12 protein-coding genes, 4 tRNA genes and 1 pseudogene are annotated in these 13,595 nt (G+C 64.0%); 10 read left to right on the plus strand and 7 right to left on the minus strand.

Annotated elements, in window-relative coordinates:
- Positions 1-244: hypothetical protein (locus NFX52_RS25945; protein ID WP_238385722.1), on the plus strand; the 244-nt coding region annotated here is incomplete at its 5' end.
- A 178-nt stretch (positions 245-422) separates the two neighbouring features.
- Here the strand turns inward: NFX52_RS25945 and NFX52_RS25950 are convergent.
- Genes NFX52_RS25950 through NFX52_RS25960 form a run of 3 tightly spaced genes read right to left on the minus strand, consistent with a single transcriptional unit; the run spans position 423 to position 2,561 of the window.
- Positions 423-968: a TPM domain-containing protein gene (locus NFX52_RS25950; protein ID WP_055401296.1), complete on the minus strand. Its 546-nt coding sequence runs from the start codon at positions 966-968 to the stop codon at positions 423-425.
- A gap of 2 nt (positions 969-970) precedes the next feature.
- On the minus strand, positions 971-1,912 hold the full coding sequence (locus NFX52_RS25955) for a TPM domain-containing protein (RefSeq protein WP_055401294.1): 942 nt from the start codon (positions 1,910-1,912) through the stop codon (positions 971-973).
- A gap of 37 nt (positions 1,913-1,949) precedes the next feature.
- Complete coding sequence (locus NFX52_RS25960; RefSeq protein ID WP_242701291.1) at positions 1,950-2,561, minus strand: LemA family protein; 612 nt, start codon at positions 2,559-2,561, stop codon at positions 1,950-1,952.
- A gap of 225 nt (positions 2,562-2,786) precedes the next feature.
- Between NFX52_RS25960 and NFX52_RS25965 the strand changes: the two genes are divergently transcribed.
- The 3 genes from NFX52_RS25965 (at position 2,787) to NFX52_RS25975 (ending at position 4,888) form a co-directional block, all read left to right on the plus strand.
- Positions 2,787-3,236 carry a YybH family protein gene (locus NFX52_RS25965; RefSeq protein WP_055401297.1) on the plus strand — a complete coding sequence of 150 codons (450 nt, stop codon included), beginning with the start codon at positions 2,787-2,789 and terminating at the stop codon, positions 3,234-3,236.
- 64 nt (positions 3,237-3,300) lie between these two features.
- Positions 3,301-4,323: a YheT family hydrolase gene (locus tag NFX52_RS25970; protein ID WP_055401292.1), complete on the plus strand. Its 1,023-nt coding sequence runs from the start codon at positions 3,301-3,303 to the stop codon at positions 4,321-4,323.
- Positions 4,316-4,888 (plus strand): DUF2946 family protein, encoded by a 573-nt coding sequence (locus tag NFX52_RS25975; RefSeq protein ID WP_055401290.1) that lies wholly within the window; start codon positions 4,316-4,318, stop codon positions 4,886-4,888. The genes NFX52_RS25970 and NFX52_RS25975 overlap by 8 nt, the downstream gene beginning before the upstream one ends.
- 91 nt (positions 4,889-4,979) lie before the next feature.
- Here NFX52_RS25975 and NFX52_RS25980 read toward each other — a convergent pair whose 3' ends face one another.
- From NFX52_RS25980 to NFX52_RS25995, 4 genes and pseudogenes are all read right to left on the minus strand, one after another.
- The gene (locus NFX52_RS25980) at positions 4,980-5,846 is read right to left on the minus strand and encodes a c-type cytochrome (RefSeq protein WP_121422021.1); all 867 of its coding nucleotides are present in this window, start codon (positions 5,844-5,846) and stop codon (positions 4,980-4,982) included.
- Positions 5,847-6,016: 170 nt separating this feature from the next.
- Positions 6,017-7,432: an efflux transporter outer membrane subunit gene (locus tag NFX52_RS25985; RefSeq protein ID WP_207402142.1), complete on the minus strand. Its 1,416-nt coding sequence runs from the start codon at positions 7,430-7,432 to the stop codon at positions 6,017-6,019.
- Positions 7,425-10,581 (minus strand): annotated as a pseudogene (locus NFX52_RS25990) (efflux RND transporter permease subunit). Before NFX52_RS25990 ends, NFX52_RS25985 begins: the two are co-directional and overlap by 8 nt.
- Before the next feature lie 13 nt (positions 10,582-10,594).
- Entirely contained in the window at positions 10,595-11,863 is a 1,269-nt protein-coding gene (locus NFX52_RS25995; protein WP_055401281.1) for an efflux RND transporter periplasmic adaptor subunit, read from the minus strand.
- A gap of 191 nt (positions 11,864-12,054) precedes the next feature.
- Between NFX52_RS25995 and NFX52_RS26000 the strand changes: the two genes are divergently transcribed.
- The 6 genes from NFX52_RS26000 to NFX52_RS26025 all read left to right on the plus strand — a co-directional run.
- Positions 12,055-12,714: a TetR family transcriptional regulator gene (locus NFX52_RS26000; RefSeq protein ID WP_055401279.1), complete on the plus strand. Its 660-nt coding sequence runs from the start codon at positions 12,055-12,057 to the stop codon at positions 12,712-12,714.
- A 98-nt stretch (positions 12,715-12,812) separates the two neighbouring features.
- A tRNA-Arg gene (locus NFX52_RS26005) sits at positions 12,813-12,888 on the plus strand.
- Positions 12,889-12,992: 104 nt separating this feature from the next.
- Positions 12,993-13,078: transfer RNA gene (locus NFX52_RS26010), tRNA-Tyr, on the plus strand.
- Between the two features lie 73 nt (positions 13,079-13,151).
- Positions 13,152-13,225: transfer RNA gene (locus NFX52_RS26015), tRNA-Gly, on the plus strand.
- A 61-nt stretch (positions 13,226-13,286) separates the two neighbouring features.
- Positions 13,287-13,361: transfer RNA gene (locus NFX52_RS26020), tRNA-Thr, on the plus strand.
- Between the two features lie 74 nt (positions 13,362-13,435).
- Positions 13,436-13,595, plus strand: a 160-nt coding sequence (locus NFX52_RS26025; protein ID WP_238385723.1) for a GTP-binding protein, incomplete at its 3' end; no start/stop codon positions are given.

The following is a 13,595-nucleotide window of genomic DNA, read 5'->3' on the forward strand; positions in this document are numbered from 1 at the left end:
AAAGCCGGGTCAAAAAACCATTCCTGAACCGGGTTCGGTGAGTCGCCTTGCGGGTTCGGCTCATCGATGGGTTGAACTGTACGCGGGTGAAGTCCAAAGAAAAACCACCGAGTCGCAAACTAACTGTCCCAGTATTGGAAACAATGGGCTGGGAACTTCGGTCGCGGATTTCGTAATGAGCGAGAAGATCGCCTTGAAACAAGGTGATCTAGAGGAAAACCCTGCGGCTCATTTGGAACGGTGAGAATGCCCCGAAAGACATGCACGGCGCAGGAAGCGCCAGCCACTCCCCCAACAAACCGCGCTTCTGCTGGGCCCGCAAATCGCTTGGGCGGGCCGTCAAAAGCCCGCAGCGTCAACCCACTTTCTGGAGGCAACTCCGTGCGATCAGCCTCCCGCCGTGGAGGCTGCGCGCGCGATGTCTAGCGCAGCACCGGTGCGTCCGGCAATTCGTTGTGCCCGGGCGTATCGGGCAGGCGTGGAAAGTGCCGGGCAAGGCGCAAGGACACGGCGTCGATGGCCTGTGCGAGACCCTCTTCGTACTGCAACTGGCGAAAGCGGGGAGCCATCAGCGCAATCACATCGCGCCATTCGTCCGCTGCCACATGCCGGGCAAGGCCCCGGTCGGCCACGATCTCTATCGCGTGTTCGGGCAGCAGCAGGTAGATCAAGACGCCGTTGTTGTGCTCGGTGTCCCACACGCGGTATTTGCTGAACAGCATGAGGGCGCGTTCGCGCGCGCTGGCGTTGCGGCGCAGGTAGCTCCAGGGCAGGCTGGCTTCGGCGACGATGCGGATCTGGCCCGTGTGCTGCTGCTCGCTGACAGCCACCCGCGCGGCCAGGCGCTCCAGGGTGTCGCCGGGCAGCGCGCGGCGTGCCTGGGGCTCGCCCCAGCGATGGCGGGCCAGGCGCCAGAGGGCGGCCGGTAAGGTCGCTATGGAGGTGGTGGTTGTTGATCCTGGACCCATGTTCACCAGTCCCCCGAGGCGCCGCCGCCTCCAAAATCGCCACCGCCACCCGAGCTGAACCCGCCACTGTCGCTGCTGCTGCCACCGCCGCTCCAGCCTCCGCCGCCGACACCCGCGCCCCAGCCGCCGACCGCCGCACCACCTCGACCACGCCGTCGGCTGCTGCCACCGCCAGTGCCGCCGAAGATCCAGGTATAGAGCAGTGCGAGCAGGCCCGCGCCGCCCGCCACGATCAGGCTGGAGGTGACCACAAAGGCCAACAAGCCCACACCGCCGCCCATGAGCAAGCCCCCCAGGCGGCTGCCAAAAATGCTGCGCGCCAGCGGCCCGGCCACCATCACACCGAAGAACAGGAAGACGGCGAGGTCCGTCCAGTCGAATCCATCGCGGCTGTTGTCCGGGCTGTGGGCCGCATTGCCGCTACTGGCAGGCGCTGGCAACGCCTCACCGGCAATGCGTGCCGAGAGCTGGGTGACTGCGTCACGCAGGCCGCCCGCATAGTCGCTTTGCTGGAACCGGGGCTTCATGGCGTCGTCGATGATGCGCGCCGCTGCAATGTCGGGGATGGCGCCTTCCAAGGCCTTGGCGACCTCGATGCGCATCTTGCGGTCGTTCTTGGCCACGATCACGAGCACGCCGTCACCCACGTCGCTGCGCCCGATCTTCCAGGTGTTGCCCACGCGATTGGCGAACGATGCAATGTCTTCGGGAGCGGTGGTGGGCACCATCAGCACCACCACCTGCGCGCCCCGGGTCTGCTCCAGCGTTTGCAGCTGCGTCTCCAACGCGGCCTTGTCGGAAGCGCTCAGGGTACCGGTCTGGTCGATGACGGGGCCGGTGAGCGCGGGCACGGGCAACAGGCCATCGTCAGCATGCGCCCATGGGGCTGCAAATGCTATCAATAATATAGCTATCAGCGCTTTATAGATAAGCGCTAGGTGCATATTTTGCTCAAATTTTCAGCGATGGAGAGGGCCGCGTTCAAGGCTTGGGCTTGGATGCGGAGAAATCCACGGTGGGCGGCGCGGAGATCTGGGCTTCGTTGGCCACGGTGAAGCTGGGCTTGGGCGCATAGCTGAACGCGATGGCGGTCAGGTTTGTGGGAAAGCTGCGCGCGAGCACGTTGTATTCCTGCACCGTCTGGATGTAGCGGTTGCGCGCCACGGTGATGCGGTTCTCGGTGCCTTCCAGCGTCACGCGCAGGTCGCGAAAGCCCTGGTTGGCCTGCAGCGTGGGATAGCGCTCGGATACCACCATCAGCCGCGACAGCGCGCCCGACAACTCGCCCTGCGCCTGCTGGAACTTGTTGAACGCCTCGGGATTGTTCAGGGTTTCGGGCGTGACCTGGATCGAGGTGGCCTTGGCGCGCGCCTCGACCACGCGCGTCAGGGTTTCCTGCTCGAAGTTGGCCTCGCCCTTGACGGTGGCGACGATGTTGGGCACAAGGTCTGCGCGGCGCTGGTACTGGTTGAGGACCTCGCTCCACGCGGCCTTGGACTGCTCGTCCAGCCGCTGGAAGTCGTTGTAGCCGCAGCCGGTCAAGGCGCTCAGCGCCAGCAGGGCGGTCAGCAGGGCAAAAATGCGTTGGATCATGGTGGCTTCGCCAGGTGGAGTTCAGGGACAGTTTGGGGCACAGAGACAAGACGCCAAGGTGCCATCAACCGGCAGCTTGGCTGATTCTGCAACAAGTGCCGTCCCTGGTGCCACTTTCCGGGCGGGCCACAAGGCTTTGGGAGATGGCCGCACAATAGCAACCCGCACATGGCGGGCCGCATGGCCGCCGCGCCACCTTCCATCCCAGACGCCTCACCAACCACCATGCCCCGTTCTCGCGCCAGCGCCGCCACCCTCGGAGGTTCCTCGGACGAAACCGAAGCCGCGTTCTATGAGGCTTTGCAGCGGGGCGACATCGAGCTTTTGATGTCCTGCTGGGCAGAAGACGACGACATCATCTGCGTGCATCCCGGCGGGCCCCGGCTGCTGGGTGCTGGGGCGATTCGCACGGCGTTCGAGGCGATGTTTTCGCATGGCACGGTGCGGGCGCGGCCGTTGCAGGTGCACCGTGTGGTGGCGCTGACCAGCGCTGTGCACAGCGTGGTCGAGCAGGTCGAGGTGATGCTGCCCGACGGCCTGCACCAGGCCGTGGTGCTGGCCACCAATGTCTATCACAAGACCCCGGAAGGCTGGCGCCTGGTGGCCCACCATGCGAGCCCCGGCGTCGCGCCCGATGCGCAGGTGGTGGACGCCCAACGGCCCGTGCTGCACTGAGTGGTGGGGCCTTGAATCCAAGCCTTTTTAGGGTCTGGCGCTTGATAGGAAAGCGCAAATAGCTATGAAATATGTAGCACCTCGATGGTTGCCCGGTGGACAGCTCCAGACCATCTGGCCAGCCCTGTATTCGCGCCGCGTGTTCGGCCCCCGCCCCGTGTACCGCCGAGAGCGCTGGGACACGCCGGACGGTGACTTTGTAGACGTGGATTTTCTGCTGGAGGAGGGGGCCACGGCGCCTGCGGCACTCCGGCCGCTGTTGGTGGTCTTCCATGGCCTGGAAGGCTCGTCGCGCAGCCATTACTGTGAGGCCTTTGCCGACTGGGCGCGCGAGCGCGGTTGGGCCTGCGCCTTGCCCCATTTCCGGGGTTGCAGTGGCGAGATCAACCTTGCACCCCGCGCCTACCACTCGGGCGACCATGCAGAGATCGGCTGGATGCTGCAGCGCCTGCGCGCCTCGCACCAGGGCCCCTTGGTGGCCGTGGGGGTCTCGTTGGGCGGCAATGCGCTCTTGCGCTGGGCGGCCGAGGTGGGCGAAGACGCCGCGCGCAGCGCCGATGCCGTGGCGGCCGTGTGCTCGCCCGTCGATCTGGCCGCAGGGGGGCACGCCATCGGGCGTGGCTTCAACCGACAGGTCTACACACGCATGTTCATGCGCACCCTGGTGCCCAAGGCGCTGCGCAAACTCGCGCAGCACCCCGGGTTGTTCGATCGCCAGGCACTGATGGCGGCGCGCGACCTGTATGCGTTTGACAACGTGTTCACCGCGCCGCTGCATGGCTTTCGGAACACCGAGGACTACTGGCAGCGGGCGTCGGCCAAGCCGCTGCTGCACCACATCCGCGTTCCGGCCCTGGTGGTGAATGCGCGCAACGATCCGTTTGTCCCGGCCGCCAGCCTTCCGCTGCCGCACGAGGTGCGCAATGGGTTCGTCACGCTCTGGCAGCCGCCACACGGCGGCCACGTCGGGTTTGCCCATGGCCGCCTGCCGGGGCACGTGCGTGCCATGCCCGACGCGGTGGGCGGGTGGTTGGCGGAACACGCAGGGGCTGGGACGCGGGCGGGCGCACAATCGCCGCATGGATGACATCGTCAAACAGGCGCTGGCCAAATGGCCCAACGTGCCCGACTGCTATGGCTGGCTGGGCCTGGACGCGCGTGGCCACTGGTACCTGCGCGATGACCAGGCCCAGGCAGCAGGGCCGTTTCCACACAGCAAGGGGTCCTTGCTGCAGCATGAAAAGCTCATCGAATTCATCGCGCGCAATTACGAAGCCGATGGACAGGGGCGATGGTTCTTTCAGAACGGGCCCCAGCGGGTGTATGTAGAGTTGGAGGCTACGCCCTGGATCTGGCGCATACAGTCCGATTTTTCGGTGGTGTCCCACACGGGCCGTGGCGCGGCGGTGCAAGACTGCCTGGTGGACGCGCAGGGCTACGTCTACCTGACGTCGGCGCTGGGCGTGGGCCTGGTGCATACGCTGGACGTGCCTCTGGTGGCCGAAGCCGTGGAAGCAGGGCGCTGGCTGCCGCAGGAAGTGCTGGCGGAAGAGTTGCCTGATCGCTACGGCTTTGTCATGAGCCCGCAGGGCCAGTGGGGTGCCCGCGAAACCCCTGGGTCACCGCGCATGGTGGATACAAAGCAATCCTGAAAAGCAAAAAAGCCGGTCCACTGAACCGGCTTTTTTTATGCCTGCATGCAATGCCCCAAAGGGTGCACCGCACATGCCGCAAGGGGAAGGCTTACTTGGCGGCGGCAGCCATGAACTCGACCGCTGCGCGCAGGTCGGCGTCTGACGCCTGGGCTGCACCGCCACGGGGAGGCATTGCGCCCTTGCCCTTGGCCACGCTGTTGTACAGCGCATCGATGCCGGCAGGCAGGCGGGCCGACCAGGCGGCCTTGTCACCAAACTTGGGAGCACCGGCTACGCCTGCAGCATGGCAGACCTGGCAGGCCTGCTTGTACAGGGCTTCGCCTGCGCCCGCGGCGGCGGCCGCTGCCACCGGCGCGGCAGCGGCTGGCGCGGCTTCTGCGGCGGGGGCTGCTGCTGCCACCGGCGTGGCGGGGGCGGCGGGAGCGGCTTCTGCGGCTGCCGGAGCAGCACCAGCCGCAGCGGGTGCTGCAGGCTCAGCAAACTTGGCGCCGGCAGCATTGGCCATGTAGGCCACGGCCCGTGCGATTTCGGTGTCGTTGAAGTCGCCACCACCTTGCGGTGCCATCGCACCCTTGCCCTTCAGGGCGGATTGCACCAGCGTTTCAAAGCCGGTGGCGATGCGGGCCGTCCAGGCGCCAGCGTCGGCAAATTTGGGAGCACCAGCGGCGCCGGTTGCATGGCAGGCGGCGCACTGGCCCTTGTACACCTCTTCGCCAGCCCGGAGAGGGCGGTTGGCGTCACGGATCTCGACCATGCCCACCTTCTGGATGCGCTCGGCAATGGCTTTCTCAGGATTGACGGCACCAGCGGCAGGCTTGTCTGCCGATGTGACGTACAGGACCAAGCCAATGATGGCAAAGATCGGAATCACAAACGAGAAAAGTACCGCGACCAGCAACTGCTTGGGGTTCTTGATCGGGCCGGTATGGGCTTCTTCGTGGTGGTTGTCGCTCATGACGTCCTCTGGTGTATCGGGGGCTTTGATGAAATCAACCTTAAATTATATCTGCGGGGCTGTTGCCTTCGGGTCAGGCCCGCGCGCGCCCTGTATCTCACCCCACACAGCCTGAGCCTGGCACGCGCCCGAAAACCATGGGGGCCGCGCCAAGCTTGCCGCCGCCTGCGTCAGGAGGGGTTGCCTGCTGTCGTTTCGGGTGCACCGCCGCCCAGGGCCTTGTACAACGCCACCTGGTTTTGCAATTGGGCAAGTTTCACCTGCACCACAGCCTGTTGCGCCGTGAACAGCGAGCGCTGGGCGTCCAGCAGGTCCAGGTAGCTCGACACGCCATTGCGGTAGCGCAGATCAGACAGTTGCAGCCGGGCGGCCTCGGCCTGCGCTTGCAACTGTTGCGCCTGCGCCTGCTCGCCCAGTGTGGCCTGGCCGGCCAGCGCGTCCGACACTTCGCGAAAGGCCGTCTGGATGGCTTTTTCGTATTGCGCGACGGCGATGCTGCGGCCCGCTTGGGCGCTTTCCAGGTTGGCCTGGTTGCGCCCTGCATCAAAGATGGGCAGCAGCAGGGAGGGTGCAATCGTGAACCCCCACGAGCCGCTCTTGAATAGGCCCGACAGCTCGCCGCTGGCGGTGCCTGCCTGCGCTGTGAGCGAGATGCGCGGGAAGAACGCGGCCCTGGCGGCGCCAATGTTGGCATTGGCAGCAATCAGCTGCTGCTCCGCCTGGCGGATGTCGGGGCGGCGGGTCAGTAGTTCGGATGGGAGCCCCGCCGGCAGCTGTGCCATGGCGGGGGCGGCTGCCAGTCTGCTGCCTGTAAGGCTGGCACGAATGTCATCGGGCAGGGCTTGTCCCAACAGCAACGCCAGGGCGTTTTCGTCGAGCGCGCGTTGGCGCTGCTGCTGGGCCAGCGTGGCCCGCGCCGCCTGGGTCAGTGACTCGGCCTGGCGAAAGTCCAGCTCCGAGGCCACGCCTGCATCGAGGCGCATCTTGGTCAATCGGATGGACTCCTCGCGCGAGGCGAGGGTCTGGCGCGACAGGTCCAGCAGTTCTTCATCGGCCAGCAGATTCAACCAGCCGTTGGCTACGGCAGCCACGAGGCTGACCTGTGCGGCGTTGCGGCCTTCTTCGGTGGCGAGGTACTGGGCAAGGGCCTGTTCCTTGAGGCTTGCAATGCGGCCAAAGAAGTCGATCTCCCAGGCCGAAACGGCCAGGCCCACGCTGAACGAGTTGGTCAGATCGCCGGACCCTGCGGCGGGCGCGCGGCTCGCGTTGGCGGCCAGGCCCACGCCGGGGTACTGGTCGGCCCTGCGCACCTGGAATGTGGCGCGGGCCTGCTCGATGTTGAGCACGGCCACGCGCAGGTCGCGGTTGTTGGCCAGGGCCACCTCGATGAGCTGGCGCAGCCGGGGCTCGGCAAAATAATCTTGCCAGGGCGCGGCAGTTGCAGCGCCTGGGGCTGCCGCGTCCGTGGTGGCATAGTTGGCCGGCACTGGCGCTGCAGGGCGCTCGTACGTGGGTATGAACGAACAGCCGGCCAGAAGCAGGGCCGTTGCCAGGGCGATGGCGGTAGTGCGTGGGTGATTAGTCATGGGTTCCAACTCCTGCTTCTTCTGCGTGGCGGCGGTTCATCTCCTGCTGGCGCGCGCTGCCCTTGAACAGACTGCGCACCACTACGAAGAACACGGGCACGAAGAACACGGCCAGCACCGTGCCGGTGATCATCCCGCCCAGCACGCCGGTGCCGATGGCGCGCTGGCTGGCCGAGCCGGCCCCCGACGCAATGGCCAGTGGCAACACCCCGAGGCCAAAGGCCATCGACGTCATAACGATGGGGCGGAACCGCAGGTGGGCCGCCGCCAGTGCCGACTCGATCACGCTCTTGCCCTGGGCTTGCAGGTCCTTCGCAAATTCGATGATCAAAATCGCGTTCTTGGCTGACAGCCCGATGATGGTGATCAGCCCCACCTGGAAGTACACGTCATTGGCATAGCCGCGCAGCAGGGTGGCCAGCAGCACACCCAGCACCCCCAGCGGCACCACGAGAATCACGGCCAGCGGAATCGACCAGCTCTCATACAACGCGGCCAGGCACAAGAACACGGCCAGGATGGCAAAGCTGTAGAGGATCAGCGACTGGGAGCCCGCCAGCTTTTCCTCGCGCGACTGGCCAGTCCATTCGAAGCCGAAGCCTGCAGGCAACTGGCCGGCGAGTTTTTCCATCTCTGCCATCGCTGCGCCCGTGCTGAAACCAGGGGCCGGTGCGCCCGAGATGCGCATGGCGGGATAACCGTTGTAGCGCACCGTCTGCTGTGCGCCGTTGACCCAGCGCGTTGTGGCAAATGCGGAAAGTGGCACAGGTTTGCCCTGGCTGTTGGCGGCGTTGATCTTCAGCAGATCGTCCGGCTGCATGCGTGCAGGCGCATCGGCTTGCACCACCACACGCTGCAGGCGGCCCTGGTTCGGGAAGTCGTTCACATAGCTCGAACCCAGTGCCGTGGACAGTGCCGAGTTGATCGCATCAAACGGCACACCCAGCGCATTGGCCTTGTCGCGGTCGATATCGATCTGCAGCTGGGGTGCGTCTTCCAGTCCATCCGGGCGCACTTGGGTCAGCACCTTGCTTTGCGAGGCCATGCCCAGCAGCTGATTGCGTGCCTTCACCAATGCCTCGTGCCCGGCGCCTCCTCGGTCCTGCAGGCGGAATGTGAAGCCGCTGGCGTTGCCCAGTTCAGGAATGGGGGGAGGGCTCAGCGGGAAGATGAACGCGTCGCGGATGCCCATCAGCCCGCCAAAAGCGCGGTTGGCCACGTCTTGCGCAGACTGACCCGGGCCGTGGCGCTCGCTCCAGTCCTTCAGGGTCACAAAGGCGAGGGCCGCATTCTGGCCCTGGCCGGAAAAGCTGAAACCCAGCACACCCACCATGCTTTGAACTTCGGGCTGCTTGAGGATGAATTCCTCGACCTGTTGCATCACGGCCAGCGTGCGCTCCTGCGTCGCACCGGGGGGGCAGTTGCACATTGACGATGATGTTGCCCTGGTCTTCGCTGGGCAGGAACGAGGTGGGCAAGCGCATGTACACCACGGTCACGGCGCCGATGATGGCGGCGTAAATGACGAGGTAGCGCGCGGCCCGCTTGAGCATGCGCGCAACAAAGCCTTCGTACCCCTTGGCCGTGCGTGAGAAGCTGCGGTTGAACCAGCCGAAAAAGCCGCGTTTTTCATGGTGGTGGCCGGCTTCTACGGGCTTGAGCAGCGTCGCGCACAGTGCCGGTGTGAGCGACAGCGCCATGAAGGCCGAGAAAGCGATGGATGCCACCATCACCGCCGAGAACTGGCGGTAGATGTTGCCGGTGGACCCGGCAAAAAAGGCCAAAGGTACGAACACCGAGATCAGCACCACGGTCACGCCGATGATGGCGCCCGAGATCTGGCGCATGGCCTTGCGGGTGGCCTCCAGTGGCGAAAGACCCTCCTCGCTCATGATGCGCTCGACGTTCTCCACCACCACGATGGCATCGTCCACCACGATGCCGATGACCAGCACCATGCCGAACATGGTCAGCACATTGATCGAGAAACCCAGCGCCAGCAGTGTGGCGAACGTACCCAGCAGTGCGATGGGCACCACGATGGTCGGGATGATGGTGTAGCGCCAGTTCTGCAAGAACAGGAACATCACAAGGAACACCAGCGCCACGGCTTCCAGCAGTGTTTTGGCCACCTGGGTGATGGAGATGTCCACGAAGCGCGAGCTGTCGTAGGGGATGCTCCAGCTCATGCCTTCGGGGAAGTAGCGCGAGAGTTCATCCATCTTTGTGCGCACGGCCTTGGCGGCTTCGAGGGCATTGCCGCTGGGAGACAGTTGCACGCCGATGCCTACGGCGGGCTTGCCGTTCAGGCGTGCAGCCGTGGCATAGGCCTGTCCGCCCAGCTCGACACGCGCCACATCCTTGATGCGGACCGTGGAGCCATCGGTGTTGGCGCGCAGCACGATGTTGCCGAACTGCTCCACGCTGGAGAGCTGTCCGTTGACCACCACGGTGGCCGCGATGCCCTGGCCCGCCACATTGGGCAGGTCGCCGATGGTGCCGCTGGCTACCTGCGCGTTCTGCGCACGGATGGCGGCTGTGATCTCGGCCGCCGAGAGGTTGAAGCTCACCATCTTGGCCGGGTCGATCCAGATGCGCATGGCACGCTCGGTACCGAACAGCTGGGCTTGGCCAATGCCTTTCAGGCGCTGCAGTTCGGGCACCACGTTGCGCGATGCGTAGTCGCCCAGCGCCACCGTGTCTGTGGCAGGATTGGTGGACGAGAGCATGGTGAACAGCAGGAAGTTGGAGCGCGACTTGTCCACGCGCACGCCTTGCTGGGTCACGGCCGAGGGCAGGCGTGGCGTGGCTCGCGAGAGCCGGTTCTGCACATCGACCTGCGCCAGGTCGGCGTTGGTGCCGGGCTGGAAGCTCAGGGTGATGCTGCCGGAGCCATCGGCCTGCGCGACGGACTCCATGTAGATCAGCCCGGGTGAGCCGTTCATCTCGCGTTCAATCACCGACAGCACGCTGTCTTCGAGGGTTTGCGCGGAGGCGCCAGGGTAGGCAGCGTTGATGACGATGGACGGCGGCGCGACAGGGGGATACTGGGCAATCGGCAACTGCGTGATCGCCACCCCTCCCATCACCATGATGAACAAGGCAATCACCCATGCAAAGATGGGGCGGTCGATAAAGAACTTGGCCATGCTGGAATGCCCCTTATGGCTTCGATGCCGAAGCGGCCGAAGCGGCCGATGCAGCAGGTGTGGCGGCCTGTGTCGAAGGCGCCCCCGGAGCTTGCCACGGGACGGGTTTTACGGGCGTGCCGGGAGGCAGCATCTGCAGCTTCTGGAAACCGTCCACCATGATCTTTTCTCCGGCCTTCAGCCCCTCAAGAACCACCCACCGGTTGTTTTGTGCGGCGCTGACCTTAATGGTGCGCTGGGACACCTTGCCGTCTTCGCCCACCACGCTCACGGTGTCGCCCTGTTGGGTGCGCGTGACAGCCTGCTGAGGCAGGGTGATGGCATTGCTGGCCTGGGCTTGCTCAATGCGCACGCGCAGGTACAGGCCGGGCAGCAGCTCGCCCTTGGGGTTGGGCACCTCGGCGCGCAGCGTGACCTGGCCCGTGGTGGCGTCCACCGACAGGTCGGTGAACAGCAGCTTTCCTGTCTGGGCGTACTCCGAACCATCGCCCATCACGAGTTTGACACTGGCGGCCTCTGCGCTGCCTGCACGCTTGAACTGTCCACTTTCCATGGCCCGTCGCAACTGAAAGACGTCGCCGGCCGACTGGGTGAAGTTCACATACACGGGGTCGATCTGCTGCACCACCGCCAGGGGGGTTGCTTCGCCTTGTCCCACGAGCGCACCTTCGGTAACCAGAGCCCGGCCGATACGGCCCGAGATGGGAGAGGTCACACTGGCATAACCCAGGTTGATGTCTGCCGTACGTACGGCAGCCCGGGCGGTGGCCACATCTGCCTGTGCCTGCTTTTCGGCAGCGTCGGCATTCACAAAATCCTGTTTGCTGATGGCGTTGGCACTCACCAGCGGGCGGTAGCGTTCCACTTGAGCACTGGCCTGTGCGAGGTTGGCCTGGGCCTTGGCCAGGCCTGCGCGCGCGCTTTCCGATGCGGTGGCGTAGGGAGCGGGGTCAATGCGGAACAGCGACTGCCCTGCCTTCACATCACTGCCTTCCTTGAAAAGGCGCTGCTGCAGGATGCCTGCGGCGCGAGCACGTACTTGTGCAACCCGCGAGGCCTCCACACGGCCCGGCAATTCGGTGATCAAGCCGACATCGCCAGGCGTTGCCGTCACCACACCCACCTCAACAGGTGGCATTTGCGGCCCTTCAGCGGGTGCTTGGCCATCCGTCTTGCCACAAGAGGCGAGAAACAGTGTTGTTGCTGTCAAGGCAACCAGAGAGACAGCCCTGCGGGTGGGAAAGGCGCTAAAGGAGGGAGTTGCAGATGCATCACGCAGCATGGGAGTCCTTTTGATGGGCGTCAAGGAATCGGGTTGTAGGGGATGGGCCGCTTGCCGAGGGCCCGACCAGGCCAGAGCCCGACAAAATAAGTGCGCGATTATACATACAGACATGAATGTATAATTGTGACAGCCGATGCCTTTGTGGATCGTGTGGGTACGTAGTGTGCAAAACGAGGAGACAAATACCAATGGCGCGTCGAACCAAGGAAGATGCGGTTGCCACGCGCAACGGCTTGATTGATGCGGCGGAGCAGGTTTTTCGGGAGAAGGGGGTCTCACGCGCTTCGCTGAGTGATATTGCGCAGGCTGCGGGGGCTACGCGGGGAGCGATCTACTGGCACTTCAAGGACAAGGTGGATCTTTTCAATGCCATGATGGATCGGGTGACACTTCCGCTGGAGCAAGGCTACGGGGAGTTTGAGAGCAGCACCTGCCCAGACCCTGTGCAGCGATTGCGCGCGGTGATGGCGCTCGTGCTGCGCGGCGTTGCCTCAGATGAGCGAACGCGCAGGGTTTTTGAGATCGCGCTCTACAAAGTAGAGTATGTGAGTGAGCTTGTGGGGGTGCGTGACCGCCATGTGGCTGCGTCGGAGGGTTTTACGCAGCAGCTGGCGCGTGATTTCGCGTTGGGGGCGCAGCACCAGGGGGTTGTCTTGCCGATGGCTCCGATCGAGGCGGCGATTGGTTTGCATGCCCTGTTCGATGGCTTGATTCGAAACTGGATCCTGAGCGAGGGTGGTTTTGATCTTGTGGGTGTTGGCGGCGCCTGTACCGATGCCTTCTTGTTGGGGTTGGGGCTCTCGCTGCCGGTGTCCTTGTGTGCCGAGGTTTGTGGTCTTCCTTCCTGATGTGCCATCCATTTCGTCGTCGTGCGGGAGTCGGTTGTGATTGATTCCTTTGGTGTGTGGTGGCGTGCGATAATGTGAAGCTGTGCCATTTCGGTCGTGCGGCTGTAGCTCAGTGGATAGAGTATTGGCCTCCGAAGCCAAGGGTCGTGGGTTCGATCCCCGCCAGCCGCACCATGAATTTGTATAGCTTTGCCTCCTGTCATGAACTTGGCGTGGTGGCTTGGTCTTATGAATTTCTCCGGACTGCAAAAAACTGGTGCTATAATTCGAAATTCTCCGGAGGGGTGCCCGAGTGGCTAAAGGGGGCAGACTGTAAATCTGTTGGCTTACGCCTACACTGGTTCGAATCCAGTCCCCTCCACCAGTGATAGAAGTGATGAGGTTGGTGTTTGGTCTCGTTTTTTGCGGGGCTGGGCGCGCAAAGACTGTTGGTCGATGCGGGAGTAGTTCAATGGTAGAACCCTAGCCTTCCAAGCTAATGACGCGGGTTCGATTCCCGTCTCCCGCTCCATTGCTTGTTGTGCTGGTTTGTTGAGTTAGAGATTTTGATGTCGCGCGAGCGGTGTCAAGTTGCCCATGTGGCTCAGTGGTAGAGCACTCCCTTGGTAAGGGAGAGGTCGCGGGTCCGATTCCCGCCATGGGCACCACTTTCAGGTGCGTCCGATTCTGGTTGCGCCGAGATCCAGTTGTATTGGTATAGATTTTTTTCGGAGTCGGAAAAATGGCAAAAGGTAAGTTCGAGCGCACCAAGCCTCACGTCAACGTGGGCACAATCGGCCACGTGGACCATGGCAAGACGACGCTGACGGCAGCCATCGCTACCGTGCTGTCTGCCAAGTTCGGCGGTGAAGCCAAGGCATACGACCAGATCGACGCAGCGC

The organism is Acidovorax facilis (assembly GCF_023913775.1).
Taxonomy (GTDB): domain Bacteria; phylum Pseudomonadota; class Gammaproteobacteria; order Burkholderiales; family Burkholderiaceae_C; genus Acidovorax; species Acidovorax facilis.